At 75.3% G+C, this 26249-nt stretch carries 22 protein-coding genes; 9 read left to right on the top strand and 13 right to left on the bottom strand.

Going from position 1 to position 26249, the window contains the following annotated elements; all coding sequences use genetic code 11:
* Positions 1-23: 23 nt before the first annotated feature.
* From Q0994_RS15025 to Q0994_RS15015, 3 genes are all read right to left on the bottom strand, one after another.
* Positions 24-935 carry a hypothetical protein gene (locus Q0994_RS15025; RefSeq protein ID WP_299534383.1) on the bottom strand — a complete coding sequence of 304 codons (912 nt, stop codon included), beginning with the start codon at positions 933-935 and terminating at the stop codon, positions 24-26.
* Positions 932-1945, bottom strand: a complete 1014-nt coding sequence (locus Q0994_RS15020; protein WP_299534380.1) for an SPFH domain-containing protein — start codon at positions 1943-1945, stop codon at positions 932-934. The genes Q0994_RS15025 and Q0994_RS15020 overlap by 4 nt, the downstream gene beginning before the upstream one ends.
* Positions 1946-2149: 204 nt before the next feature.
* Positions 2150-2776, bottom strand: coding sequence for a TetR/AcrR family transcriptional regulator (locus Q0994_RS15015; protein ID WP_299534848.1), 627 nt, complete (start codon positions 2774-2776; stop codon positions 2150-2152).
* A gap of 152 nt (positions 2777-2928) precedes the next feature.
* On the opposite strand from Q0994_RS15015, the gene Q0994_RS15010 reads away from it, so the two are divergent.
* Entirely contained in the window at positions 2929-3798 is an 870-nt protein-coding gene (locus Q0994_RS15010) for a phosphatase PAP2 family protein (protein WP_299534378.1), read from the top strand.
* Positions 3795-4889 carry a DMT family transporter gene (locus tag Q0994_RS15005; protein ID WP_299534376.1) on the top strand — a complete coding sequence of 365 codons (1095 nt, stop codon included), beginning with the start codon at positions 3795-3797 and terminating at the stop codon, positions 4887-4889. The genes Q0994_RS15010 and Q0994_RS15005 overlap by 4 nt, the downstream gene beginning before the upstream one ends.
* A gap of 178 nt (positions 4890-5067) precedes the next feature.
* Here Q0994_RS15005 and Q0994_RS15000 read toward each other — a convergent pair whose 3' ends face one another.
* On the bottom strand, positions 5068-5619 hold the full coding sequence (locus tag Q0994_RS15000) for a PadR family transcriptional regulator (protein WP_299534373.1): 552 nt from the start codon (positions 5617-5619) through the stop codon (positions 5068-5070).
* A gap of 65 nt (positions 5620-5684) precedes the next feature.
* Positions 5685-7700, bottom strand: a complete 2016-nt coding sequence (locus tag Q0994_RS14995) for an NADPH-dependent 2,4-dienoyl-CoA reductase (protein ID WP_299534372.1) — start codon at positions 7698-7700, stop codon at positions 5685-5687.
* Positions 7701-7980: 280 nt separating this feature from the next.
* Here Q0994_RS14995 and Q0994_RS14990 point away from each other — a divergent pair, with 280 nt between their 5' ends.
* Both Q0994_RS14990 and Q0994_RS14985 read left to right on the top strand, forming a co-directional pair.
* Positions 7981-8523: a DoxX family protein gene (locus Q0994_RS14990; RefSeq protein WP_299534370.1), complete on the top strand. Its 543-nt coding sequence runs from the start codon at positions 7981-7983 to the stop codon at positions 8521-8523.
* A gap of 1158 nt (positions 8524-9681) precedes the next feature.
* On the top strand, positions 9682-10524 hold the full coding sequence (locus Q0994_RS14985) for a DUF1206 domain-containing protein (RefSeq protein ID WP_299534368.1): 843 nt from the start codon (positions 9682-9684) through the stop codon (positions 10522-10524).
* Positions 10525-10668: 144 nt separating this feature from the next.
* Here the strand turns inward: Q0994_RS14985 and Q0994_RS14980 are convergent, their stop codons facing one another.
* Complete coding sequence (locus Q0994_RS14980) at positions 10669-12048, bottom strand: deoxyribodipyrimidine photo-lyase (RefSeq protein WP_299534366.1); 1380 nt, start codon at positions 12046-12048, stop codon at positions 10669-10671.
* A 223-nt stretch (positions 12049-12271) separates the two neighbouring features.
* Positions 12272-13798 (bottom strand): SDR family oxidoreductase, encoded by a 1527-nt coding sequence (locus Q0994_RS14975; RefSeq protein ID WP_299534364.1) that lies wholly within the window; start codon positions 13796-13798, stop codon positions 12272-12274.
* A 423-nt stretch (positions 13799-14221) separates the two neighbouring features.
* Here Q0994_RS14975 and Q0994_RS14970 point away from each other — a divergent pair, with 423 nt between their 5' ends.
* The 4 genes from Q0994_RS14970 (at position 14222) to Q0994_RS14955 (ending at position 19499) form a co-directional block, all read left to right on the top strand.
* Positions 14222-15559, top strand: a complete 1338-nt coding sequence (locus Q0994_RS14970; RefSeq protein ID WP_299534362.1) for a polyprenyl synthetase family protein — start codon at positions 14222-14224, stop codon at positions 15557-15559.
* Positions 15560-15836: 277 nt separating this feature from the next.
* A complete protein-coding gene (gene crtI / locus Q0994_RS14965) occupies positions 15837-17375 on the top strand; it encodes a phytoene desaturase family protein (RefSeq protein ID WP_299534360.1) in 1539 nt (512 codons plus the stop codon).
* Positions 17372-18430, top strand: coding sequence for a phytoene/squalene synthase family protein (locus tag Q0994_RS14960; RefSeq protein WP_299534358.1), 1059 nt, complete (start codon positions 17372-17374; stop codon positions 18428-18430). The genes crtI and Q0994_RS14960 overlap by 4 nt, the downstream gene beginning before the upstream one ends.
* Before the next feature lie 70 nt (positions 18431-18500).
* Positions 18501-19499: a DUF5914 domain-containing protein gene (locus Q0994_RS14955; RefSeq protein ID WP_299534356.1), complete on the top strand. Its 999-nt coding sequence runs from the start codon at positions 18501-18503 to the stop codon at positions 19497-19499.
* Positions 19500-19569: 70 nt separating this feature from the next.
* Here the strand turns inward: Q0994_RS14955 and Q0994_RS14950 are convergent, their stop codons facing one another.
* From Q0994_RS14950 to Q0994_RS14925, 6 genes are all read right to left on the bottom strand, one after another.
* Positions 19570-21123 carry an NAD(P)/FAD-dependent oxidoreductase gene (locus Q0994_RS14950; RefSeq protein WP_299534354.1) on the bottom strand — a complete coding sequence of 518 codons (1554 nt, stop codon included), beginning with the start codon at positions 21121-21123 and terminating at the stop codon, positions 19570-19572.
* On the bottom strand, positions 21120-21848 hold the full coding sequence (locus Q0994_RS14945) for a class I SAM-dependent methyltransferase (RefSeq protein WP_299534351.1): 729 nt from the start codon (positions 21846-21848) through the stop codon (positions 21120-21122). The genes Q0994_RS14950 and Q0994_RS14945 overlap by 4 nt, the downstream gene beginning before the upstream one ends.
* Before the next feature lie 8 nt (positions 21849-21856).
* Positions 21857-23116, bottom strand: coding sequence for a lycopene cyclase family protein (locus Q0994_RS14940; protein ID WP_299534349.1), 1260 nt, complete (start codon positions 23114-23116; stop codon positions 21857-21859).
* Between the two features lie 184 nt (positions 23117-23300).
* Positions 23301-23552, bottom strand: coding sequence for a hypothetical protein (locus Q0994_RS14935; RefSeq protein WP_299534347.1), 252 nt, complete (start codon positions 23550-23552; stop codon positions 23301-23303).
* A gap of 187 nt (positions 23553-23739) precedes the next feature.
* Complete coding sequence (locus tag Q0994_RS14930) at positions 23740-24312, bottom strand: DUF4383 domain-containing protein (protein ID WP_299534345.1); 573 nt, start codon at positions 24310-24312, stop codon at positions 23740-23742.
* A gap of 75 nt (positions 24313-24387) precedes the next feature.
* On the bottom strand, positions 24388-25080 hold the full coding sequence (locus tag Q0994_RS14925) for a sigma-70 family RNA polymerase sigma factor (protein ID WP_299534343.1): 693 nt from the start codon (positions 25078-25080) through the stop codon (positions 24388-24390).
* 183 nt (positions 25081-25263) lie between these two features.
* Here Q0994_RS14925 and Q0994_RS14920 point away from each other — a divergent pair, with 183 nt between their 5' ends.
* On the top strand, positions 25264-26232 hold the full coding sequence (locus tag Q0994_RS14920; protein WP_299534341.1) for a MerR family transcriptional regulator: 969 nt from the start codon (positions 25264-25266) through the stop codon (positions 26230-26232).
* Positions 26233-26249 lie beyond the last annotated feature (17 nt).

The following is a 26249-nucleotide window of genomic DNA, read 5'->3' as shown; positions in this document are numbered from 1 at the left end:
GCACCCGGTGGCGTGCGGGCGGCTCACACCACCAGGCGCAGCGACGTCCCCGACACACCGAGACGGACCGACTGCCCCCAGGTCAGCTCCAGCGCGTCGCCCTCCATGCCGTCGCCGAACACCACGATCCGATCGGACTCGACGGTGAGGCGCAGACCCTGACCGCTTGTCAGTTCTCCGGAGACGAGCGAGGTGCCGGTGGCGGGGGAGGGCCAGGCCTCCCGTACGAACCAGATCAGGTGCGGGTCCGAGGGGGCGGGCAGTCGCAGGGTGCTGCCCCGCTCCTGCCACAGGGAGCGGAGCCAGCCGGTGGCGCCGGTGCCGGTGCCGACCAGGACACCTGAGGACGCCTGGGACTCCGAGGCGTCCGGAGCGCCGGCGGCAACCCCGTCGGGGCCCAGCCGGTAGCGGGCGGTCTGGTGGCCGGGCGGCCCGAGGTAGATCTCGTTGAGGGCCAGCAGCCGCTGGCTGTCGTCGGCCACCGCCTCCACCATCGTCAGCTCGTCCGTCCGCACCCGGGTCGACACGGCCGCGCCGAGCAGCGCGGCCGTGTGGCGGGCGCGGTGACGGACGAGGACCCCGGGGTTGCGGCCCGGGTCCGCGTCGACGCCCACCACCGGCTGCCCCGCCAGGTACTTCGCGGCGTTGGCGACCAGGCCGTCCTGCCCCACCACGACCACCACGTCCTCCGGGGCGAACAGGAACCGGTCGAGGTCCGCGCGTTCGACCCGCGACCGGCGCCACGACAGCGGGACGGCCGCCGCCACGTCCGTCAGCGCCCGCCGGGCGCGTTCGTGGCGCCGGACCACCTCGTCGATGGACCGCCCCCGCGACGAGAGGAAGAACGCCGCCTGGCCGTGCGTGCCGTGCCGGGCGAGGAGTTCCTCGTACTCCGTCGTCCGGTGCACGATCACCGCGCGCGGGGCGAGGCTCACGCCCCGGCCCCCGTGCCGGCGCCGCCGAGCTTCGCCAGCAGGCCGGTGAGCACGTCGGGCGACAGGGTCAGGCTGTCGATCTTCGGCAGGGACTCGGCCGCCTTGGTCGCGGCGAGCGCGTGCAGCACCGCGGGTTCCACCTCGGCGTGCACCCGCAGCCAGGCGGCCTGAGCGTCGGCCCGCGCGGCGCCGACCTCGCGGGCGGCCTCGGCCTGGGCCCTGGCCAGTCGCACCGTGCGGGACGCCTCGGCGGTGGCCCGTACCTCGTCGGCGGCCGCCTTCTCCTCGGCCTCGCGCCGTGTGTTGGTGCCGCGCTGGTCGACGAGCTGCTCCTCCCGGCGGGCGAGTTCGATCTGGCTGGCGAGCTCGTTCTCCGCGATCGTGCGTTCCCGCTCGACGGCGACCGCCCGGCGTTCGTAGGTGGCGCGGTCGGCCTCCTGCTGGATCTGCTCGCGGGCCGGGGTCCGCAGGGCGCGTTCGACCTCCGCCTCCGGCCGGATCGCCACCACCCGCACCGCGACCACTTCCAGTCCGGTGGACGGCAGCCGCGGCTCGGCGGCCAGCCCGGCGGTGACCCGGTCGCGGACCAGGGCGACACCGTCCACGAGCGCGGCGGCGAGCGGCGTGCGGGCCAGCGCGTCCAGGGTGTGCTGCTGCGCGGTCTCGGTGAGCAGGGTGGCGATCTGCTCCAGGGGCGCGCTGCGCCAGATCCCGGTGTCCGGGTCCACGGAGAAGTCGAGCCTCGCCGCGGCCACCGCCGGGTCCATCACCCGGTAGGTCACGGTGGCCTGGACCGTGACGTCCTGGAAGTCGGAGGTGCGGGCGTGGAAGGCCATCGCCAGCTCCCGGTCGTCCACCGGCACCTCGGAGAGGGCCGCGGAGAGCGAGCGATACCAGAAGCTGAGGCCGGGCCCGTCGTGGGTGAGGACGCCGCGCTTGTGGTGGCGGATGTGGGCGGTGGGAGCGGAACGCAGGTGGCGCCAGCCGAAGCGCCGGGTGATGTCTGCCATGGTGGCCAACCCCTCTTTTTTCGTCATGACGACGATAAGGGAGGATGGCGGTTGTCGTCAAGGGGACGAAAAGGGGGGGGCGACGAACGGCCGGCCGGCGACCCTCGGGGGTCGCCGGCCGGCCGGGTGGGTGCGCCGCCCCCGTCCCCACGGTGCGGCGCGTGCGGGCCGTCCTCATCCGCCAGGACGAGCGGCCCACGTCTCTCAGGACTCGGGGGCGGGGGCCTCCAGTCCGAGTCCGGGCAGTACCGCTTCGCGTGCGAACCGGACCAGGAAGTCGTCGTCCGCGTACGCCTCGCCCAGCAGGGGGCGGGCGCGCAGCACGCCCATCAACTGCGCCGGCACGTACGGTGCGGCCGGGTGGTCCGCCGCGATCTCGCCGCGCTCGACGCCCCGGGCGACCATGGCGTCGATCGCGGCGATCTCCGGGACCACCAGGGACTCGCGCAGCGCGCACAGCAGCTCGGGGCTCTGCATCACCGCATGGCTGAGCGCGTGCATCAGTGCGGTGTCGCGGCCGGAGCTGGAGCTGATCTCGGCCGCCGCCGCCAGCAGGTCGCCCGCCAGCGATCCGGTGTCGATGTGCCCCAGTCGCATGCCCCGGTTGTTGTGCAGTGCGGCCAGAACCAGCTCCGCCTTGGACCCCCACTGCCGGTAGAGCGTCGACTTCCCGCACCGCGTCCGGGAGGCCACGCTCTCCATCGTCAGGGACTCGTAACCGCTCTCGCGCAGCAGGTCGAGCGTGGCCGCGTAGAGCTCCTGGACCCGCTCGGGGGTGATCTTCGAGCGGCGTGACGGGGACGCCTGCTCGGGCGCGGCTTCCTGCGGCATCTGCTGTCCCTCCAGCGGCGTGGGCGGCGGTGACATCGGCTATCGATACGCCAGTGTACCGATACGTTCGCGTATCGGTACACTGGCGTATCGATAAGGCGGGAAATCGTTCCCGCCCCCGCACCACGCTTCGTCTGTAAAGGGGCACCGGGGTGATACAAACCCGCAGGAAGCCTGCGGGACGGGAGCCGGACACTTCAGCCCGACCGCCCCTCGTCCGCGAGCTTCTCCTCGTCGTCGGACTCTTCCTCGTGTACAAGCTCGGCCGTCAGGCCGCCAACGGACACGTCGAGGAAGCCTTCCGCAACGCCGGACACGTATGGCACGCCGAACGGATCCTCGGTCTCCCGGACGAGAAGTCCGTCCAGGCCCTCCTCCTGCACGGCGACACCCTGATCCATGTGGCCAACACCTACTACGCCACCGTGCACTTTCCGGCCACTGTGCTGTTCCTGGTCTGGCTTTACCTGCGCAGGCCCCGCCACTACCTCTGGTCCCGGCGCATCCTAGCCGTCCTCACCGGCGCGGCCCTCGCGCTGCACCTGCTGGTGCCGCTCGCGCCGCCGCGCATGCTCGCGGCGTCCGGACTCGTCGACACCGCCCAGGTCTACGGCCCCTCCGTCTACGGGCCCACCCCCAGCACGGACAGCATGGCCAACCAGTTCGCCGCGATGCCCTCGCTGCACTTCGGCTGGGCCGTGATGGTCGGTGTCGGTCTCGTCGTCGCCACCCGTTCCCGCTGGCGTTGGCTCTGGCTGCTGCACCCGCTGGTCACCCTGCTGGTCATCGTCGGCACCGCCAACCACTACTGGATGGACGCGATCGTGGTGAGCGCCCTGCTCGCCCTCGCCTTCGCCGCGATCCGGCTCGAACCCGCGGCCGGCCCGCTCCCCGGCCACCGCCCGTGGCCCGCCTCCGCCGCCGGGACCACGGCGGGCCGCGCGACCCCGGCGCCCACCGCCGCGTACGCCGCTCCGGCCGCCGAACCGCCCGCCCTCACCTCCACCGGAGCCCGGCGATGAACGCCACCCTCGCCGCCGTCGTGCTCTCCCTCGTCTCCGCCGTGGCGTACGCCTCCGCCGCGGTGGCGCAGTCCCGGCTCGCCGAGCGCACCGAACCGGACACCGGCGTACTCGCCCTGCTCGGGCGCGGAGCCTGGTGGGCCGCGGTCGGCCTGAACGCGACCGGCGCCGCTCTGCACGTCGCCGCCCTCGCCTACGGGCCGCTCACCCTCGTCCAGCCGCTCGGCGCCCTCACCCTGGTCGCCGCCGTGCCGCTCGGCGCCCGCGCGGCCGGCCGGCGGGTCAGCCGCACCGAGTGGCAGGGCACCGCCCTGACCCTGGTCGGCCTGGCCGCACTGCTGACCGCCGCGGGCGGCGCCGCGCCGCACCGGACCCTGTCCACCGGCGAGGTCCTGGCCGTCGGCGCGGTCACCCTGGCCGCCGTGGCGGGCCTCTGCCGACCCGGCACCCGCCCCGGCCTGCGGCACGCCGCCGCCTCCGGCATCACCTCCGGCGTCGCCTCGGCCCTCACCCAGACGCTGACCGTGGCCCTCACCGGACACGGCTCCGGCTCGCCGTTCGGCCTGCGGCTGGTGGTCGTGGCGGTGCTCGTCGCCGGATTCGCGGCCGGCGGCCTGCTGCTGTCGCAGACCGCGTACAGGGGCGGCCTCGGCGCGCCCCTGGCCACGCTCACCCTGGCCAACCCGCTGGCCGCCGCCGCCATCGGCATGATCCTGCTCGGCGAACGGCTGCACGGCGGTGCGGTCGGCGTCCTCGCCGCGCTCGTCGGCGGGGCGCTCGCGGTGCGCGGGGTGACGGTCCTCAGCCGGGCCCAGGAGCGGAGCCTGCACGCGGCGGCCCCGGCCGGCCCGCCCACGGGCGCGCCCGCACGCCATGAGTCCTCGGCCGTCCCGCCCGCACCGCAGGGGCCCCCGGCCGTCCCGCCCGCACCGCAGGAGCCCCCGGCCGCCGATGCCGGACCGGCCCCCGCCGCCCCCGTTCCGTCCCGGGTGGTGATCGCGGCCCCCCGCCCCCAGGACCGCACTGCCTCGGGCCCGGTCGCGGCGGGCCCCGTCACCGCCGGTCCCGTCACGGCCGGCGCGGGTTCCTGACCCCGGGGGTGCGGGCCCCGGGCCCCCGGACCGATCCCCGTGCCCGTCCCCGGAACGATCTACGGACCGGTACCGGTACCGGTACCGGAACCCGGCAGGACGGGTGCGCGGACCGGGCGCCGGGCCCGCGCCCGTGGCTGACCCGTAGGCTCCAGCCGTGCCCGGCCGCGCCGGGCTGCTAGCGCTCCACCGGCGCCGGGCCCTGCTCCAGCTCCGCCAGGGCTCCCGCCAGCCAGTCCGTCCAGAAGGTCTCCAGCTCGATCCCGCCCCGCAGCACCAGGTGCTGGAGCCGGTCGGCGGGGGAGTCCCGGCCCGGCGGGAAGTCGCGCGCCTCGATCTCCCGGTACTCCGCCAGCTGCCTGCGGTGCAGCTCCAGATGACGCCGAAGCTCCGCGTCCAGCCCGGCCGCCCCGACCACCGCCGCCGCCCGGATGCGCAGCAGCAGCGGATCGCGGGCCGGTTTCGGGTCCTCGCTCCGCCCCACCCACGCCACCAGTTCGGTCCGCCCCGCGGGCAGCACCTCGTACTCCTTGCGGCCGCCCCGGGCCGGCGGGTCCGGCCGCAGCGCCCGGATCAGCCCGGCCTCCTCCAGCTTCCCCAGCTCCCGGTAGATCTGCTGGTGCGTGGCCGACCAGAAATAACCGATCGACCGGTCGAATCTGCGCGTCAGTTGCAGCCCGGAGGAAGGCTTCTCCAGCAGAGCGGTGAGGATCGCGTGGGGGAGGGACATGACGTGCATCCTAGGGACGGGCGCAGACGCCCGACGCCCGCCGGGGGCTCCGGCGGACACGCTCGTCAGAGTGCGGCGGCCAGCTCCGTGCCCTGCCGGACGGCCCGCTCGGCGTCCAGCTCCGACGCCACGTCCGCGCCCCCGATCAGTCGCACCCGACGGCCTGCGGCCCGCAACTCCTCGTACAGCTCGCGGCGCGGTTCCTGACCCGTGCACAGCACCACCGTGTCCACCGCCAGCAGCCGCTGCTCACCGTCGACCGTCAGGTGCAGCCCGGCGTCGTCGATCCGGTCGTACGTGGCGCCCGCGATCATCGTGACGCCCCGGTGGCGCAGTTCGGTGCGGTGGATCCACCCGGTGGTGGCGCCCAGCCCGGCGCCGACCTTGCTGGTCCTGCGCTGCACCAGGTGCACCGTGCGCGGCGACTTCGGCCGTACCGGCTCGCGCAGCCCGCCCCGGCCCTCGTAGGCGGTGTCCACGCCCCACCGGCGCAGGAACGTGTCCGCGTCGTGGCTCGCGTCGTCGCCTCCGCCGGTGAGGAACTCCGCCACGTCGAAGCCGATGCCCCCCGCCCCGACCACCGCGACCCGGTCGCCGACCGGCGCCCCGTCGCGCAGCACGTCGAGGTAGCTGACGACGCTGGGATGGTCGACGCCCGGTATCGCGGGGGTGCGCGGCTCGACGCCGGTGGCGAGGACCACCTCGTCGTACCCGGTCAGCGACCCGGCGTCGGCGCGGATGGAGAGCCGCTGTTCGACGCCCAGCTCGGCGAGCCTGGTGCGGAAGTAGCGCAGGGTCTCGTTGAACTCCTGCTTGCCCGGCACCCGGCGCGCGACGTTCAGCTGCCCGCCGATCGCGTCGGCCGCCTCGAAGAGGGTGACCGTGTGGCCGCGTTCCGCGGCCGTGACCGCGCAGGACAGCCCGGCCGGACCGGCTCCGACGACCGCGACCCGCTTGCGGGTCCGGGTCGGGGTGAGGACCAGTTCGGTCTCGTGGCAGGCCCGCGGATTGACCAGGCAGGAGGTGATCCGCCCGCGGAAGACGTGGTCCAGGCACGCCTGGTTGCAGCCGATGCAGGTGTTGATCGACTCCGCCCGGCCGGCGGCGGCCTTGGCCACGAACGCGGGATCGGCGAGGAACGGCCGCGCCATCGACACCAGGTCGGCGCCGCCGCCGGCCAGCACCGCCTCGGCCACCTCGGGGGTGTTGACGCGGTTGCCGGTCACCAGGGGCACGGAGACCGCGTCGCGCAGCCTGTCCGTCACCCAGGTGAACGCGGCACGCGGCACGGAGGTGGCGATGGTCGGGATGCGGGCCTCGTGCCAGCCGATGCCGGTGTTGATGATCGTCGCGCCGGCCGCCTCGACCAGCCGGGCCAGCTCCACGACCTCCGGCAGCGTGGAACCGCCGGGCACCAGGTCCAGCATCGAGAGCCGGTAGATCACGATGAAGTCGGCCCCGACCCGCTCACGCACCCGCCGCACGATCTCCACCGGGAAACGGACCCGGTTCTCGAACGAGCCGCCCCACCGGTCGGTGCGCCGGTTGGTGGCGGGCGCCACGAACTCGTTGATCAGGTACCCCTCGGAGCCCATGATCTCGACCCCGTCGTACCCGGCGAGCCGCGCCAGCCCCGCCGCCCGCACGAACTCCTCGACGGTCTCCTCGACCTCGGCACCGGTCAGCGCGTGCGGGACGTACCTGCTGATCGGTGCCTGCAACGCGCTCGGCGCCACCAACCCGGGGTGATGGGCGTACCGGCCGGTGTGCAGGATCTGCATCGCGATCCGGCCGCCCTCCGCGTGCACCGCGTCGGTGATCGTACGGTGCTCGGCCGCCTCGGCCGCGGTCGTCAGCTTCGCGCCGCCGGCTGCCGTCATCCCGCGTTCGCCCGGGGCGATGCCGCCCGTGACGATCAGTCCCACGCCGCCCCGGGCGCGCTCCGCGTAGAACGCGGCCATCCGCGCGAAGCCGTTCTCGGCCTCCTCCAGACCGGTGTGCATCGACCCCATCAGCACCCGGTTCGGCAGGGTGGTGAACCCGAGGTCGAGCGGGCTCAGCAGGGTGGGGTACAGGCTCATCCGGGTCTCCTCGGTGCGGGGGGTCCACGCCTTTCTAGACCACCCGGACAGCCTTGTGCAACAAGTTGCACAATGGCGTACGTCGCATCCTCCCGCTCTGCCTCTTCCGGTGGCGGCGGTGCGGGCGGCGCAGGCGTGGGGCCCGGACGGCCGCCGCGCCCGTCCCCCGTACGGCGTAACCGATCGGGCCCGGTGCTCCCGCCGCGACCACAGTGGAAGGGCCCGCCCGGCCATGACGGCGGGCGCGAGCCCCGCCCTACTCCGGCCCAGGGAGACACCCATGACCTGCTTCAACCGGCGCGACCTCGGTCTGTTCGTCCTACGGGTGGGGACCGGCGCCGTCCTGGCCGCCCACGGAAGCCAGAAGCTGGTGGGCTGGTTCGGCGGCGGCGGCATCGAGGGCACCACGGCCGCGATGGAGGCGATGGGTTTCCACCCGCCCAAGCACAGCGCGGTCGCGGCGGGCCTCGGCGAAGGCGCCGGAGGTGTGCTGCTGGCCCTCGGCCTCGCCACCCCGGCGGCCGGAGCCGCCGCGGCCGGAGCCATGGCCGGAGCCGTCGCCGTACACGCCCCGGCGGGGTTCTTCGCGCAGGGCGGCGGCTACGAGTACCCGGCGTTCCTCGGCTTCACCGCCGCCGCCATCGGTCTCGCCGGCCCCGGCCGCTACTCGCTGGACCACCTCACCTGTCACGTGCTCGACCGCCCCTGGGTCGTCGGCCTCGCCTTCGTCGGCGCGGCCGCCGCCGCGGCCGCCGTCGTCGGCAAGCGCGCCAAGGGCGTCTCGGCGGCCCGCGAGGATGCGCTGGGCGACGACTCCGCCTGAGTGTCCGCGCCGACCTCGTGCAGTACGTACAGAACCCAGAGGTCCGGGTCGCCCACGTACTGGTAGAGATCGATCCGGTCCGTGTCCCCGCCGACGTTCCACCCGTCCCACGTGCAGCCCCCGACCGAGACGTCGACCGCCTGGGTCCAGGTGTCCCGGCCGGGGGAGTACGTCCAGGTGCCCCGCCCGTCGCACTCCGCCGTCGAGTACTCCCGGGAATCCCGGTCCAGCGATTCGAAGTCCACGCCGGTCGCGATGACCGTGCCGTCGGCGGCGAAGTCGAGGGTCCCGCCGCGCCCGTCGGACCAGGTGCCGACGAGTGCGGCGGGGCTGAGGACCGGCGGGCGGTACTCCTTCAGGAGCCCCGTCGACAGGGCTGCCTCGCCGGCGCAGGCGGTGACGAGCACGGCTGCTGTCCCGCCGACGGCCACCTTCGTGAGCAGGCTGCGGGCCCGGGAGCGGCTGGTCAGGGCGGGGGCCGCGATCACGGCGGTGAGGATCAGGGACTGCGCGGCGCCGTCGGCGAGTGAGGCGGCCGACCCGGTCGCGGCGGCCCGCGGCAGCAACACGATGAGGGGCAGCACGGCGGCCGGCGGCAGGACCCACCACCACCGTTCGCGGCCACCGAATCTCCGTCCGAGCGCGTCGCCCAGCCATACGGCGGGAAGCACCACCAGCAAGGTCACCACCGGCCCGAGGAGCGCTGCGCCGAGGACCAGGGCAAGCAGCAGGAACGACGTGCCTTGGACGTTGCCGACGTTCGGTGTTTCCAGGGTCTGCTGATACACCATGAGGACGGCGACGCCGAGCGCCCCCTCCAGGAGCAGGGTCAGTACCGACACGACCAGCATCCGGGTGAAGGATCGCTTCCGTCCGGCTCCCGCGGCGTTTCCCGGCCCGGCCTTCCCCGCCCGGACCGCCCCCGTCCCCCATGCCCCGGCGGCTCTTCGCGGTTCGTCCTTGCTCATGATCGTCCAACTCCCCCTCCGGACAGCACTAATGAACGCGGCTCACCCGGTACACGGGTGCCGCGCTTGCATCCTTCCAGTACTATTGAACGCGTTCAATCGGGAGGTCGGAGGTCCGGAAGCACACGGGGAGACGTGTCCCACCCTCCCGCCTCGCATTGATCCGCCGCGCCGGGGCATCCGGCTCAGCATGGAAACGAGTGCGGTCAGACAGCGCGGCGAGGGCCAGGCCCGGCGAGCCGCGAACAGCAAAGCGGTCGAGATGGGCGCGCGAGCCGGGTTCGTCGCACGCGGCATCCTGTACTTCCTCATAGGGCTGCTGGCCCTGCAGATAGCCTTCTCCGACAGCGGGGGCAAGCAGGCCGACCGGGGCGGGGCGCTCGCCGAGGTGGCTTCCAAGCCCTTCGGTGAGGTGGTGCTCTGGCTCCTCGGCGTGGCACTGGTCGGCATGGCGCTCTGGCGGCTGTCCGAGGCCCTGTTCGGCCAGGCGGGACAGGACGGCGGCAAGGCGGGCAAGCGCCTGATCGCCGCCGGGCGGTTCCTCTTCTACGGATTCGTGTCCTACTCGGTGCTGTCCTACGCGGCCGGTGGCCAGAGCAGCGGCAGCGGGTCGAGCGACCGGCAGACCGACGACGTGACCGCGAAGGTCCTCGACTGGCCCGGCGGGCAGTGGCTCGTCGGCATCGCGGGCCTCGTGGTGGCCGGCATCGGCATCTACATCGCGGTCCGCGCGCTGATGCGGAAGTTCCACAAGCACCTGCGCATGAGCGCCATGTCCCCGAAGGTCCGTCGCGCCGTGGACGTCCTCGGGGTGTTCGGCGGGACCGCCCGGGGCGTCGTCTTCGCCACCGCCGGATGCTTCGCCGTGGCCGCCGCCGTCCAGCACGAGCCGGGCAAGGCCAAGGGCATGGACGACACCCTGCGGTCCTTCACCGAGACCCCGGTCGGCCCCTGGCTGCTCGGCCTGATCGCCCTCGGTCTCGTCGCCTTCGGCGTCTTCTCCTGGGCCAACGCCCGCTGGCGCGAGGTCTGACCCGACCTGAGACCGCGACCACCACGAGGACCCCACCCGGACCGGATGGGGTCCTCGCGCGTGCCGTGGGTGCGTGCCGGGCGGGCAGGCGCGGGTGCCGGGCGTGTGAGACGGGCGCGTGTGTGCGGTGCCGCCGGCCCCGGTTCAGGATCTGGCGCGCGCCTCCGCGAAGCGGGCGCGGCCCTCGGCGAGGTCCACCAGGGGCTCGGGGTAGGTCTCGGACGAGGGGCGCTCCGGGCCCAGCTTCCACGGCTCGTGCACCGAGGAGCCCTGGATTCCGGCGAGTTCCGGCACCCATCGGCGTACGTAGGCGCCCTCGGGGTCGTAACGGCGGCCCTGGATCACCGGGTTGAGCACCCGGTTGGGGCGGCTGTCGGTTCCGGTTCCGGCCATCCACTGCCAGTTGAGCTGGTTGTTGGCAACGTCGCCGTCGACCAGCAGTTCCCGGAAGTGGGCGGCGCCGACGCGCCAGTCCACGTACAGCGTCTTGGTCAGGAAGCTCGCGGTGAGCAGTCGGCCCCGGTTGTGCATCCAGCCCTCGTGGGCCAGTTGGCGCATCGCCGCGTCGACCACCGGGTAGCCGGTGCGGCCCTCGCGCCATGCCCGGATCTCCTCGCCCGCGTCGTGCTCGCCGCGCCAACGGTCGTGCTGGGGGCGGTAGTCGGCGTGCGAGGCGGTCGGGCGGGCGGCGAGCACCTGGTGGTGGAAGTCGCGCCAGCAGAGCTGCCGGACGAACGCCTCCGCGCCGGGGCCGCCCGCTGTGCGCGCCCCGTGGATCAGCTCGGTCACCGAGACCGTGCCGAAGTGGATGTGCGGGGAGAGGCGCGAGGTGGCGTCGCCCGCCATGTCGTCGTGCAGCTCCTCGTACGAGGCCAGCCCGGCTCGCCGCCACGCCGCGAACCGCGCCCGGCCGGCCCGCTCGCCGCCTTCGGTGAGGCCGGGCGAGACGTCTCCCGCGTCCCTCCGGGCGGGCAGGTCCAGCGAGCCGGGGCCGTCGGGCACCCGGACCGCGCGGGGCGCGGTGAGCGGGTCGCGCAGCGACTTCTCCGACCAGCGCCGGAAGTACGGGGTGAAGACGGCGAAGTGGTCCGACCCGGCGCCGGAGGGAACCACGCCGCCGGGCGGGACGGCCGTCACCACCGCGTCGTGGACGTGCAGCCGGCGCCCCTGCGACTCCAGCGCCTCGCGCAGCCGCTTCTCCCGCGCGTGCGCGTACGCGCTCACCCCCGCCGACATGCGCACGTCGTCGGCGTCGGTCTCGGCGGCGATCCGGCCCACCTCCTCGGCCACGTCGCCCGCGCGCACCACCAGCCGTCCGCCCCGCTCCCGCAGCCCCGCGTCCAGGTCGCGCAGGCAGTCGGCGAGGAACGCCCGCCGGTTGGGCGCGGCGAACCCGGTCTCCTCGATCCGCCGGTCCAGCACGAACAGCGGTACCACCTCGTCGCTCTCCTTCACCGCGGCGTGCAGCGGCGGGTGGTCGTGCAGCCGGAGGTCGGAGGTGAACAGGACGACCGAGACGGACATGGCGCTACTCCAGCGGGGGAACGACGGTGGGGGAACGACGGCGGGGAACCGGCAGGGAAGGGGAGGGGCGGCGGGCGGACGACCGCGCCCGGGGGACGGACGTGCTGGGGCGGGTGGGGGAGTCGGTACCCCGGCGCGACGCCCGGGGCGCGGGGGGTCGCCCTCGGGGCGCCAGGGCCCGACACCACCGATTCGGCAGCTTCAGTCACCCCGGATGCACCGCTCAGCCGGAAACCGGGGCTTTCGCCCGTACGGGTGAAGGGGTGCGGCCGGCGGCCCGTGCGATGTTGCGGGCCATGCCGCCGAAGACGATCGCGTGGAACGGCGACACGCTCCACCAGTAGGCGTGCCCGAGCAGCCCGCGCGGGTGGAAGATCGCCCGCTGCCTGTAGTGCGAACGACCGTCGCCCCGGTCCTCCGCGTACATCTCCAGCCAGGCCAGGCCCGGCAGCCGCATCTCCGCGCGCAGCCGCAGCAGCTTGCCCGGCTCGATCTCCTCGACCCGCCAGAAGTCCAGGGAGTCGCCTACCCGCAGCCGCTCCGCGTCCCGCCGGCCGCGCCGCAGCCCCACCCCGCCGATCAGCCGGTCCAGCCAGCCGCGCACCGCCCAGGCCAGCGGGAACGAGTACCAGCCGTGGTCGCCGCCGATGCCCTCGACGACCCGCCACAGCGCAGCGCGGGGGGCGTCCACGTCCAGCTCGCGCTCGTCGGTGTACAGGCTGCCGCCCGCCCAGTCGGGGTCCGTCGGCAGCGGGTCGCTCGGGATACCGGGTACGGCGGCCGAGGACCACCGGGTGGTCACCTTCGCCTCACGGACCCGCTGAAGCGCCAGCTTCAGGGCGGTGTCGAACGGGAACGGGCGGTCCGGGCCGTCGGGTACGTACTCCGCGATGTCGTGCTCGTGGCAGACCACCTCGTACTTCAGCGACTCGGCGAGGGGGCGCGCGATGGACCGGGGCACCGGGGTGACCAGCCCGATCCAGTGGCTGGACAGCCGGGGGGTGAGCATCGGGACCGGCAGGATCAGACGCTTCCGCAGGCCCGCCACCTGGGCGTACCGCTCCATCATGAGCCGGTAGGTGATGATGTCGGGGCCACCGATGTCGAAGGTGCGGTTGACCCCGGCCGGCATCCGGGCGGCTCCGACCAGATAGCGCAGCACGTCACGGACGGCGATCGGCTGGATGCGGGTGGAGACCCAGCTCGGTGTCACCATCACGGGCAGCCGTTCGGTGAGGTAGCGCAGCATCTCGAAGGACGCGGAGCCCGAGCCGATGATCACCGCCGCCCGCAGCACGGTGGTCGGTACTCCTGAATCCAGCAGGATGCGGCCGACCTCGGCGCGCGAACGCAGATGGGGCGAGAGTTCCGACTCCGGTACGTCCACCGGCCCCAGGCCGCCGAGGTACACGACGCGCTCCACGCCCGCGGCACGGGCCTGCTCGCCGAAGATCCGGGCCGCCTCGCGGTCGGTCCGCTCGAAGCCGGATCCGGTGCCCAGGGCGTGCACCAGGTAGTAGGCGATCTTCACGTCGCGCATGGCCACGGCCACCGTCTCCTCGTCGGTGACGTCGCCCCGTGCGATCTCCACGTCGCCCGCCCACGGGTGGTCCCGGAGCTTCTGAGGGGTCCGGGCCAGACACCGCACCCGGTGTCCCGCCCTCAGCAATTCGGGAACCAGCCGGCCCCCGATGTATCCGGTGGCGCCGGTCACCAGACACCGCGCCCCGCCGTCGTTCTCGTCCGCCATGGGTACCTCCGCCTCCGTGTACCGGACCCCGCGGCCCACCGTCCACCGTGTACGGCCGCCGACCATTCCGCCCGGCGGGCCACGCCGGATGCACCGGTTCTCCCTGCCCGCGGACGGCCGAATGGGTCGCGGTGAGCACCGGAAAGGGTCCGCGACGGCCCCGGCACGGTAACGGAGGGACGCCGTCGTGATCTTCTCGAAAGGTCCGCCGGGCGCGTCGGTCCCACGTTCGGGCGGCGTCCCGCCCGGCGACGGGTACCACGGCAGGCGTGCCCCGGCGCGAACTCGGTGTGATTCGGCGCATCCGGGGGGCGGTGATCGCCGGAAGAGACGCGAAGGGACCCGCCGGGGCGCCGGCCCGGCGGGTTCCGTATCGGCAGCAGCGCCCGCAGGGGCACGACGGGACGGAGCGTTACGCAGACGATGCGAACACACGGACGTGCGACGCACTTCGGCCTCATCCGGGCGGACGCGGAACGGTCGGAAGCGGAACGGCCGGGCGGGGAGCGGTCGGACGGGCAGCGGGACGGCCAGGACCGGACGGACGGGGCCCCGGCCGACGGCCAGGGGTTCCGCCCGGAGACCGCGGCGGACCCCGGGACCGGGTCTCCGGGCGGGCCGACGGCCGGTGCGCGGTCCCTCCGGTCGCCGCGGGACGTCGACGCCGACGTGGCCGGAGCCGTCGTCGCCACCGCCCGCGCCGTGCTGGACGCCCGGGTCGGCGAAGCCGCGGCCGTCGACACCCTGTTCGCCCGTGACATCGCCGCACGCGTGAGGGACTTCGCCCTCGGCGGTGGCGGACGCACCCGCTCCCGGCTCCTGTGGTGGGGCATGCGCGCCTGCGGCGGCGGTACGGAGGTCACGGACGCGGCGCTCCGGCTCGGCACCGCGCTCGAACTCATCCAAACCTGCGCGCTGATCCACGACGACGTGATGGACGGGTCCCCGCTGCGACGCGGCCGGCCGGCCGTCCATGTGCAGCTCGCCGCGCGGGCGGGCACGCCGCCGGACGCCGGGTTCGGCGTCTCGGCGGCCGTCCTCGCCGGCGACCTGGCGCTCGCCTGGGCCGACGACACCGTCGCCGCCACGCGGCTGGAACCGGACACCCGCGACCGGGTCGACGCGCTCTGGCGCGCGCTGCGCACCGAAATGGTCGCCGGCCAGTACCTCGACCTGTACGGACAGGCCACCGGCTCGCGTTCGGCCACCCACGCCGTGCGGACCGCCTGCCTGAAGAGCGCGCTCTACTCGGTGGAACGCCCGCTGGCGCTCGGCGCGGCGCTGGCCGGCGCGGACGGCGCCACCACCGCGGCGCTCTGTGCCGCGGGCCGGGCCGCCGGCACCGCGTTCCAGCTCCGCGACGACCTCCTCGGGGTGTTCGGCGATCCGGCGGTGACCGGCAAGCCGTCGGGGGAGGACGTCCGCGAGGGCAAGCCGACGTATCTGGTCGCGGTCGCCCGGGACCTGGCCGAGGCGGCCGGCGACCGTGCGGCGCTCGACCTGCTCGACACCGCGGTCGGGGACCGGGGGCTCACCGAGGACGTTCTGGACCGGGTGCGGGTCGTGCTGGTCCGCACCGGGGCGCGCGACGCCGTCGAACGCCGCGCGGCCCGCCTCGCCACCGAGGCCGAGCGCCACCTCGCCGCCGCCCCGCTGGCACCGGGGCCGGCGCGCGAACTGCTCCTGCTGCTGCGCCGTGCGGCCGGTGTCGGCGCTCCCCACCCGCCGGGGCACCCGGCCCTCCCGACGACCGGCCGATGACGGGCGCACACCGCCCGACCGGACGTCCACCGGTGTCCCGCCCCGACCGCCGGACGTCCGCGCCGCGCGTGCTGCCGGACCGGTCGCTGACCCGTCGGCAGCTCCGGTGGACGCCGCGCCCGCCGGCTGACGGTCCGTCCGCCGCAGTGGGAAGCGACGCGTTGTACCGAGAACCGACCCGCCGTCCCGTGAACCGACCCGAACCGACCCGCCGTTCCGAGAACCGACCCGCCCGCCGGCCCGACGACGACCCACGAACCGTAAGGACCACCGCCCCATGAGGACCACGCAAGGGCCCACCGACCACGTCGTGGTGGTCGGGGCCGGGCTCGCGGGACTGTCCGCCGCGCTCCACCTGCTGGGCGCCGGCCGCCGGGTCACCGTCGTCGAACGCGACCCGCTGCCCGGCGGCCGGGCCGGGCGCCGCGACGTCGGCGGCTACCGCGTCGACACCGGCCCGACCGTGCTGACCATGCCCGACCTCGTCGAGGAGGCGTTCGCCGCCGTCGGCCACCGGCTCGCCGACCGGCTCGACCTCGTCCCCCTGCACCCCGCCTACCGGGCCCGGTTCGCCGACGGCTCGTCGCTCGACGTGCACACCGAGGCCGCGGCCATGGAGGCCGCCGTCGAGCAGTTCGCCGGCGGCCGGGAGGCGCTCGGCTACCGGCGGCTGCGACAGTGGCTGGAACGCCTCTACGCCGTGCAGATGCGCCGGTTCATCGACGCCAACTTCGACTCGCCGTTCCAGCTCCTCCACCCCGATCTGGCCCGGCTCGCCGCCCTCGGCGGCTTCGGCCGGCTCGACGCGCGCATCGGACGGTTCGTCACCGACGAGCGGCTGCGCCGGATCTTCTCCTTCCAGGCGCTCTACGCGGGTGTGCCGCCGGCCCGCGCGCTCGCCGCTTACGCCGTCATCGCGTACATGGACACGGTGGCCGGGGTGTACTTCCCGCGCGGCGGCATGCACGCCCTGCCGCAGGCGCTCGCGGACTCGGCGGCCGAGGCGGGCGCCGCCTTCCACTACGACACGTCGGTGGCCCGGCTGGAGCGGTCCGGCGACCGGATCACCGCCGTCGTCACCGACCGGGACCTGCGCATCCCGTGCGACGCGGTGGTCCTCACCCCCGACCTGCCCGTCAGCTACCGGCTGCTCGGGCGCGCCCCACGCCGCGCCGTCCCGCTGCGGCACTCGCCCTCGGCGGTCGTGCTGCACGCGGGCACCGACCGGACCTGGCCGGAACTCGCCCATCACACCCTGTCGTTCGGCGCCGCCTGGAAGGGCACCTTCCACGAGCTGACCCGCACCGGCGCGCTGATGAGCGACCCCTCGCTGCTCATCACCCGGCCGACCGCCGGCGACCCCGGCCTCGCCCCGCCCGGGAAGCACCTGCACTACGTCCTCGCGCCCTGCCCCAACACCGACATCGGCCCGGACGCCCGCGCCTGGGGCGAGCTGGGACCCCGCTACCGCGACAGCGTCGTCGCCGAACTGGAACGGCGCGGCCTGGCCGGATTCGGCTCCTCCATCGAGGAGGAGTGCCTGGTCACCCCCGCCGACTGGACCGCCCAGGGACACGCGGCCGGCACCCCGTTCTCGGCCGCGCACACCTTCCCGCAGACCGGGCCGTTCCGCCCGGCCAACCTCGTCTCGGGCACGGTGAACGCCGTACTCGCCGGCTGCGGCACCACACCCGGCGTCGGCGTGCCGACCGTCCTCGTCTCCGGCAAGCTCGCCGCCGCCCGGATCACCGGCCCGCGGCCCCGCCGCTCCACCGTGCCCGCCCCGCGCCCCGTCCCGAAAGGCACCGCCGTATGACCGCCCGCGAACTCGACGCGGCAGGCATCCACGACCCGGAACTGCGGGCCGCCTACCTCGCCTGCCGCGCCCTCAACGCCCGTCACGGCAAGACCTACTTCCTGGCCACCCGCCTGCTGCCGGTCGACCGCCGCCCCGCCGTGCACGCCCTGTACGGCTTCGCCCGGTGGGCCGACGACATCGTGGACGAGCCCGGCGGACGGCAGCGGGAACCCGCGCTGCGCGCCCTCGAACAGCAACTGTCCGAGGGGCTCGCCCGGGGCCGCGCCGAGGAGCCGGTGATCCGCGCGCTGATCGACACCGCCGACGCCTACGGCATCGACCACCGCCACTTCACCGATTTCATGGCCTCCATGCGCAGCGACCTGACCGTGACCGACTACGCCTCGTACGAGGAACTCGGCCGCTACACGCACGGATCCGCGGCCGTGATCGGCCTCCAGATGCTCCCGGTGCTCGGCACCGTCGGCCCGCGCGAGGAGGCCGCCCCGTACGCCGCCGCGCTCGGCGTGGCCTTCCAGCTCACCAACTTCCTGCGCGACGTGGGCGAGGACCTCGACCGGGGCCGGGTCTACCTCCCCGCCGACCTGCTCGCGGCGCACGGCGTCGACCGCGAGCTGCTGAGCCACAGCAGGGCCACCGGCAGCCGGGACGCGCGGATCACCGGGGCGCTGCGGGCCGCCGCCGCCCACAACCGCCGGATCTACCGGCAGGCGCGGCCCGGACTCGACCTGCTGGACCCGGTCGCCCGCCCCTGCATCCGTACCGCGTTCGTGCTGTACGGGGGGATCCTGGACGCGATCGAGGCGGACGGTTACGCCGTGCTGCACCGGCGCGCGGTCGTCTCCCGGGCCCGGCGCGCGACCGTGGCCCTGGACGGCCTGGTCCGCACCGTCGCTGCCCGGACCGTCGCCCGCACCCGCGCCGCCGGGCGGCCCGTCGCCCCCGGCGCCTCCACCGCCCGGCACACCACCGGACCGGCCGCCCGGCCCGCACCGGCACCGCGGACGCCCGTACCCGAGAGGGACCGCGCGGGCCGCGAGGACGCGTCGTGAACCCCATGGAACCCGCACGGGCCCGAACGGCCCCGGCCCGCCGGGCCGGGACCCACCGCGAGGAGGCGGCATGAGCAAGGACCGACGCGGCCGGATCCCCCTGAGCCTGCGGCGCGACCCGGTGCCGTGGGACCGCCAGCGCCCCACCTGGCGGGAGGCCAGGCCCGCCCTGATCGCCGGCGCCCTGAAGCACGCGTCGGCCCGGCCGTCGGGGAACTGGTACGTCATCGGCGGGTCCCGCGCGATCGCCCCGGGCGCGTCCTTCGGGCGGAAGGTGGCCGGCACCGAGGTCGTGGTGTGGCGGGACGCCGACGGGCTGCTGCGCGCCGGTCCCGGCGCCTGCCCGCACCTCGGCGCCCCGCTCCGCGACAGTCCCGTCCGCTGCGGCACCCTGGTCTGCCACTGGCACGGACTGGCCCTGGACGGGGGCCCGTTCGCCGGATGGGAGCCCTACCCGGCGTACGACGACGGGGTGTTGTGCTGGGTGCGCCTCGATGCGGTGGGCGGCGAGGCCCCGTCGGACCGCCCGGTGATTCCCGCACGTCCCCGCCCTGCCGCAGCGCTGGACGCGGTGTACGAGGGGTTCGGTGTCTGCGAGCCCGAGGACGTCGTCGCCAACCGCCTCGACCCGTGGCACGGCGCCTGGTTCCACCCGTACTCGTTCGTCGACCTGACCGTGCTGGACACCTCCGGCGCCGACGGGTCCGACGGGTTCGCCGTCGAGGTCTCCTTCAAGGTGGCCGGGCGGCTGGTGGTGCCCGTGCGGGCGGTGTTCACCGCTCCGGAGCCGCGAACCGTCGTCATGCACATCACCGAGGGCGAGGGCCGGGGCTCGGTGGTGGAGACCCATGCCACCCCGCTCGGCGAGGACCGGTCGGGACGGCCGCGCACCGCCGTGGTGGAAGCGGTGATCGCCGCCTCCGACCGTCGCGGCTTCGCCGTCGCCCGCGCGGCCGCCCCACTGCTGCGCCCCCTCGTACGGGCGTCGGCGGGCCGGCTGTGGCGCGACGACCTCGCCTACGCCGAACGCCGCTGGGAACTCCGCAGCACGGGCCGGTTCCCCGGCTGACACCGGGGGCGGGGCGGGGGCCCGTCCCCGCCCCGCCGTCCGCCGGCCGGGACGGCCCCCGCCCCCTCCGTCAGCCGCCCAGCCGGGCCAGCGCGCGCAGGGGGGCCGAGCGTCCCGCACGCGGCACCGTCCACAGCGTCTGACCGCGTACGCCCCACCGCTCCAACAGGGCGTTGGCCGCGAGGAAGCCGCTGGTTGCGGCCCGCTCCATCAGGGCCACCGGCAGCCCGGTGCGGACCAGGTCGCCCGCGATCACCACCGACGGGTCCGGGGTGCGGACCGTGGGCCGGTCGGCGTATCCGCCCACCGGGAAGTGCGGGCAGTCCGCCCGCCACTCGTGCCGCGCGTCCACGATCCCGGCCGACGCCGTCTCCGGGTACAGCCGGTGCAACTGCCGTAGGGTCTCCGCCCGTACGGCCTCACGGTCCGCGTCCGGGGAGATGGCGTACGCGTGCAGCTCGACGACGGAACCCCCGGTGCGGCGGGCCCAGCGCCCGGCCTCGCCCTCCCAGCGCTCCAGCACGCTGACGTTGTCCAGCGGGCCGAACCCGCTCGTGCCGAGGAAGCCGGGCCGGTCCGGCGCCACCGGCCGGTCCAGCCAGAGCCGCGACACGAGGAACGGCGGCGCCGTCCGCAACCGCCCGATCCTGGCCCGCCACGCGGCGTCGCCCAGCTCCGGGGACGCCTCCACCAGCGACCGCAGCCCGCCGCCGTCAGGCGCCAGCACCACCGCGTCGTACCGCACCGTCGCACCGTCGGCGCGGACCTCCGCCCCGTCCCGCTCCGGCGTCACCCGCTCCACCGCCGACCCGGTGCGCACCCGCACCCCGTGCTTCTCCAGGTACGCGCCGAGCGGGTCCCACAGCGCCTGCGGGAACGGCTCGCCCGGCACGTCGAAGAGCAGTCCCTCGGCCGATCCGAGGAAGTAGATGTGGAACATCAACACCAGCTCCGCGGCCGAGAGTTCGCCCGGATCGGCGAAAAAGCTGCGGGAGAACACCTCGAACGCCAGGTGGTGCGCCGCCTCGGGGAAGCGGACCCGGGAGAGAAAGTCGCGGGCGCTGACCCCGTCCAGCTGTTCGTAGACCTGCGGCACCCGCACGTCCAGCAGCGGGAGCGCCGCGCGCGGGTTCATCGCCAGCAGGTCGCGCGCACCGAAGGTGGGGCTCAGCGCGACGAACCCCAGCGCGCTGAACGGAGGCGTGCGCGGCACCCGCGCGAAGCTGTCGTACGTTCCCGAACCGTGGCGCAGCGGGTAGTCGGGGACCGCGGTCAGCGAGGAGAGCGAGGGATCGACCCGGCGGATCAGCCCCCGCAGGTTGTAGTACTGCCGGAAGAACGCGTGGAAGCCGCGGCTCATGGTGACCTCGGACCCGTCCGCCAGCCGGGTGGACCAGCCCGCGAGCCGGCCGCCCAGCTCCCCGCCCCGCTCGTGCAGGGTCACCCGTACGCCGCGTTCCGCCAGCACGGTCGCGGCGGCGATGCCCGCGATCCCGCCGCCGACCACCGCCACCTCGGGAGCCCCGCCGGTGAACCGCTCCCGGCCGGGGACAGGGTGGAGCACCTCGGCCCTGCGGTCCCGGCCGTGCCGCCGCCCGTCCGGGACCCGCCCGCGCCCCCTCATGCCCCCGCCTCCGCCGCCCGGGGGGACCGGGCGGTGAACGTGTGGGTGATGCCGGTCTGCCATCCCGGCAGCGGCAGCACCCGCACGTCCTCGAAACCGGCCCGCCCCGCCCGCCGCGCGAACTGCGGCGCGGTGTCGAACTCCAGGACGCTGCGCCAGAGATGGCGGTACAGCTCCGCGTCGCGCGCCACCCGCCCGAGCGGGATCACGACGGTCCGGCAGACCGCCGTCCACACCGCGCGCGGGACCGCGCCCCCGGCGAGCGTGTACTCGTGCACCGCGAGCCGCCCGCCGGGCGTCAGCAGCTCCCGTGCGGTGGCCAGCGTGTCGTCCGGGTCCGTGACGTTGCGGAAGAGGTACGCGGCGAACACCGCGTCGAACGGGCCGCCCAGGGCGTCGGCGGCCAGCTTCTCGACGGGGGAGTGGACGAAGGAGACGTGACCGGGCCAGTCCTTCGCCGCGGCGCGTTCCAGCATCCCGGCCGACGCGTCCACCGCCACGATCTCCGCGTCGGGCGCGGCGGTCAGCAGCGCTGCCGTGGACGCGCCGGTCCCGCACCCCAGATCCAGCACCCGCAGCCCGGCCCCGCCGAGCGGCAGCCCCAACCGGCGCGCGGAGCGGCGCAGATGGGAGTGGTAGCCGGGGCTGGCCGCCACCAGCCGGTCGTAGGCGTGCGAGCCGCGGTCGAAGGCCGCCGACAGTTGGGCGTCGTGGAGCAGGGTCATGAAAGGTGTCACTCCTGGTGGGGCAGTGCGGGCCGGCCGTGCCGGTCCGTCGGGTGGGTGCGGGGCCGGTGCGGGGCTGCGGGGGAGGCCGGGCGCCGGGGCAGGAAGGGCAGTTCGGCGACGGTCCTGAGCATCGGCGCCACGGGTGTCCGCAGTCCGACCAGCAGGTCCTCGTGGAACCGGGAGGTGCCGTCGAGGAACCGCAGCAGGCGCTCGGCGGGCACCTCGCGGAAGAGACCGGTGAAGAACGCGGCCCCGTCCACCCGCCCGGTGTCCAGGGCCCGCAGCATCACCGCGTCCATCGCCCCGGACCACGCCCGGTACGGCGGAACCGGCTGCGGCGGCAGCCCCCGGCGCAGCCGCGCGGCGATCGCCCGGCCCTGCCGCTGCACCGCCGCGAAGGTGTACCCGGTGGAGGCCCGGGTGGCGCCGCCGGCCGTGCCGATCCGGAAGACCGACGCGCCGGCGCGCACCGGGAACCGCCCGTCGGTCATCGGGATGACGCCGCGCTCGCGGCCCAGCACCTCGTACCGCCCGAGGCCCAGCACCTCGTCGGCGTACCGGCGCAGGGCGTGCGCGTAGCCGGCCTCGTCCAGCGGGGTCCGGGAGAACTCGGTGTACTCCACCAGCGCGGTGTGCGGGTCCGTCGGCAGCACGTAGCCGAAGGAGAGGCCGTGGCCGGGCTGCGGGGTGCGGAAGTCCATCAGGTCGGCGGTGCCGGGGTCGAAGACGGGCTGTTCGGTGCGCAGGAACCAGCCGCCGAAATGCTGGAGCAGCGTGGTGCGGGCCGGGGGGAGCCGGCGCGGCGGGCGCGAGTCGAAGGCGTACCGGGCGGTGTACACCGTCCGGCGGCCCCCGTCGTCCAGGCAGACCACCTCGGCCCCGCCGTCCGGCGTGTCCCGCACCGCGCGCACCGTCGCCGTGACGCGCCGCAGACCGGCCGCGCCGGCCAGGCGCCGCTCCACGAAGGACTCGAAGGCGTCGGAGCGGAGCATCTTGTAGCGCAGCGGGGCCGGTTCGACCACCGTCGGCGCACCGTCGGCGCCGCGCACCCGCAGCCGGCGCCACGACCCCGACAGCACCGCGTCGAACTCGCCGCCCGCACGCTCCCAGAAGCACCAGGTGCGCGGCGGCGGCCGCAGCGGACCGGGCGGCGCGTCGATCAGCAGGACCGACGGCGCCCGCCCCCGGCCGGGGGCGCAGAGGCGGTGGGCCAGCGAGAGCCCGGCGAGTCCCGCGCCCACGACGACGACGTCCGCGTGCGGCAACGAAAACCCCTCTCCTACGGTGTGCCTACGGGCCGACGACGGGGCGGGCGCCGCCGGAGACCGGAACCGCCCGCCGGTCACGCACGCACCCGCGTTGTCGACGATCCTTCCGCAGCCGGGGCCGATCCGGATGCATCCGACGCGCGGAGGCCGCGCGTCGCTCCACCGGCCGCCGGCGCCCCGCTCAGCCGGAGGAGTCCGGGGGCCGGCCGGTTCCTTCGATCTCGGCACGGATCACCGGCCACAGCCGGGCCGGCGGGGGCAGCGGCAGGTCGGCCGCGGTGGCGGTGCGCACGGCCCGCACGACGTCGCGCAGCGCCGCCAACTCGGTGCGGCAGCGGACGCAGCGCCGCAGATGGGCGGTGACGCGCGGGGTGCGGACGGACTCGTTCCCGAAGGCCATCTCGGTCAGTACGTCGTCGGGGGCATGAGGCACCTGGCTCCCTTCCTCGCCTCCTGCTTCGGGCCGGGACACGGTTACGGACGCAGCGGGCGGCGCGGAAGCCCCCGTACGGCGGAACGCCGCACGCCCCCGGCTCCGTGGGCCGGGGGCGTGCCGTACCGGCGCGCCCGCGTGGACGGCGGGCGGCCCGGCGGTCGGGGGCGCGGGCGTGGGGCGCGGGTCAGCGGGCGCCGTGGCGGCGGTCCGCGGCGGGCGCCGGGGAGACGGCACGGCCCGCGGTCACCGGGGTGGGCGCGGGGCGCGCGGCACGGGCGGCGTCCTCGCGGGCGGCACGGTCCGGGTGGCGTTCGCGCCAGTACGGGTTGTCGTGCGGCAGGCCGCCGGTCACCCGTCCGTACATGCCGAACGTCATGATCAGCAGCCCCATCACGAAGCTGAAGACGACGTTGGACATCCGGAAGTCCAGGAAGTTGGCGGCCCGGTCCAGGATGAAGATGTGGACGAAACCGCTGAGCACGAACAGCGCGCCGACCACCATGTTGATCGTGGAGGCGGTGTTGCCGCCGACCACCGCTCCGGCGACCAGCACGCAGCCGACGACCACCGAGATCAGACTGAGCAGGCCGTTGGTCGACAGCCCCGCGACACTGGCGCCCGCGGTGTCGAAGAAGGCGAGCTGGTCCGCGAAGCCGAGGGCACCGAACACCAGCAGCAGGATGCCGCAGAGTCCGGCTCCCACGCGGTAGACGCGGGCCAGCCGGTGGTCCAGGGGGAATTCGTCGCGCAGTTTCATGACCGCTCCTGTTCCGGAATCCGAACGGCCCGGCCGGGCGGGGTGCGCACCGGCGGCGGGCGGGACGACTGTGGGTCAGCGCACCTCGGGAGCCGCGTCGGCGAGAGCCCGGCGCAGCCGCTGCAGGGCCCGCCTGGCGTGGCTCTTCACGGTCCCGAGCGGCAGCCCGGTGCGCTCGGCGATCTGCACCTGGGTGAGGTCGTCGAAGAATGCCATGCAGAGGATGTGCCGCTGAGTCTGCGGCAGGCGGCTCAGTTCCTGGGTGACCAGCACCCGGTCCAGGACCGCTTCGGGGCGCGCGGAGTCGGCGTCGAGCACCTGTTGCCGGGCGGCCGACGCGGCGGCCAGTTCGGTCCTGCGGGTGCGCGCCGCGAGTGCGTCGGCGATCTTGCGCCGGGTGATGCCCACCAGCCAGCCCGGCAGCGGGCCGCGCTCGGGGTGGTATCCGGCGCGCCCCCGCCAGGCCGCCATGAAGACCTGCTGCGTCACGTCCTCCGCCTCCCGCACGTCCCCGAGGGACCGGGCGGCCAGCGTGTGCACCAGGGTGCCCCACCGGACGTAGACGCGGGCGAAGCAGTCGGCGTCGCCCCGGACCAGGCCGGCCGCGAGTTCCGCGTGCTCGGCCTCGTCCGACTCGGGGGTGCCGTAGGAGCTTGCGTGGGGTGGGCCGGAGACCGGGCGCGGACCGCGCGGCGCGGACACACGGTGCTCCGGCGCGTCGCGCGGCGGCGCGGCGGTGGTCCGGGCGGGTGTCTCGAGCGCGGTCATGGGGGTCCCTCCTCGTCCCGCGGATGCGGCGGCCCTGCTCCGGGCGGCCACGGAGCCCCGTTCCGGGCTCCGGCGGGTCCCGGAACCCGGTTGCCGGGCCCGGATCCGCTCCGTTGCGGTCAGAGAACCCGCGAACGCATCGAAGCAGCAACATGCATCGTTTCTGCGTCGTATCGTGTCCGCATGGACGAGTCGGTCGCTCAACTCACCCGGACGGCGCCCGAAGGCGGACTGACGACGGGGGCCGTGGCACGCCTGCTGGGCGTCGCCCCCACCACCCTGCGGACCTGGGACCGGCGTTACGGCCTCGGGCCCGCCGGCCGCGAGGGCGGCCGGCACCGGCGCTGGACCCCGGCCGACATCGCCGTGCTGGTCCGCATGTGCGAGCTGACCAGTGCCGGGCTGCCGCCGGGGGAGGCCGCGCGCGCCGCCCGCAGCCCGGAGACGGCCGGCGGCCCCGCGCCCTCCACGCCCGGCCCCCGGCCCTCCACCGCCCCCGGAGCCCTGCCCATCGGCCGCGCCCGGACCGAGGCGCGCGGGCTGGGTCGGGCCGCCGTGCGGCTGGACGGCCGGACCGTCGACGCCCTGCTGGCCGACGCGCTGGACCGGCACGGTCTGGTGGGCGCCTGGGACGAGGTGATCATGCCGACCCTGCACGCGGTCGGCCGCAAGTGGGAGACCTCCGGCGAACGGTACGTCGAGGTCGAACACCTGCTGTCCTGGCACGTGTCCAGCGCCCTGCGAGGAGCGGCCACCGGGCCCGAGCCGCGTCCGGGAGCCGGAGTCTCCCTGCTCGCCTGCGCCCCCGACGAGACCCACACCCTCCCGCTGGAGGCGCTCACCGCCGCCCTCGTCCAACAGGGCCTGCCGCTGCGGATGTTCGGCGCCGCGCTGCCGGTGGACGCGCTGGAGGAGGCGGTGCGCCGCACCGGTCCCACCGCCGTCGTCCTGTGGTCGCAGTCCCGCACCACCGCGAGCCGCGCGCTCGTCCTGCGGATGGCCGGAATGGAGTGGGGCGTACGCGGCGCCCGCACCCGCCCCGCCCTGCTGCTCGCCGGACCCGGCTGGGCCGGCCCCCAGCCCGCCGGAACCCTCCGGCCCACCAGCCTCGGGGAGGCCCTCGCCACCCTCGCGGCGCTCGCGGTGCGCTGACCGGGGGATGCGCGGTC

Origin of the sequence: uncultured Streptomyces sp. (assembly GCF_947488945.1) — a bacterium.
Taxonomy (GTDB): Bacteria; Actinomycetota; Actinomycetes; order Streptomycetales; family Streptomycetaceae; genus Streptomyces.
This window is presented reverse-complemented; position numbering and strand designations above follow the sequence as displayed.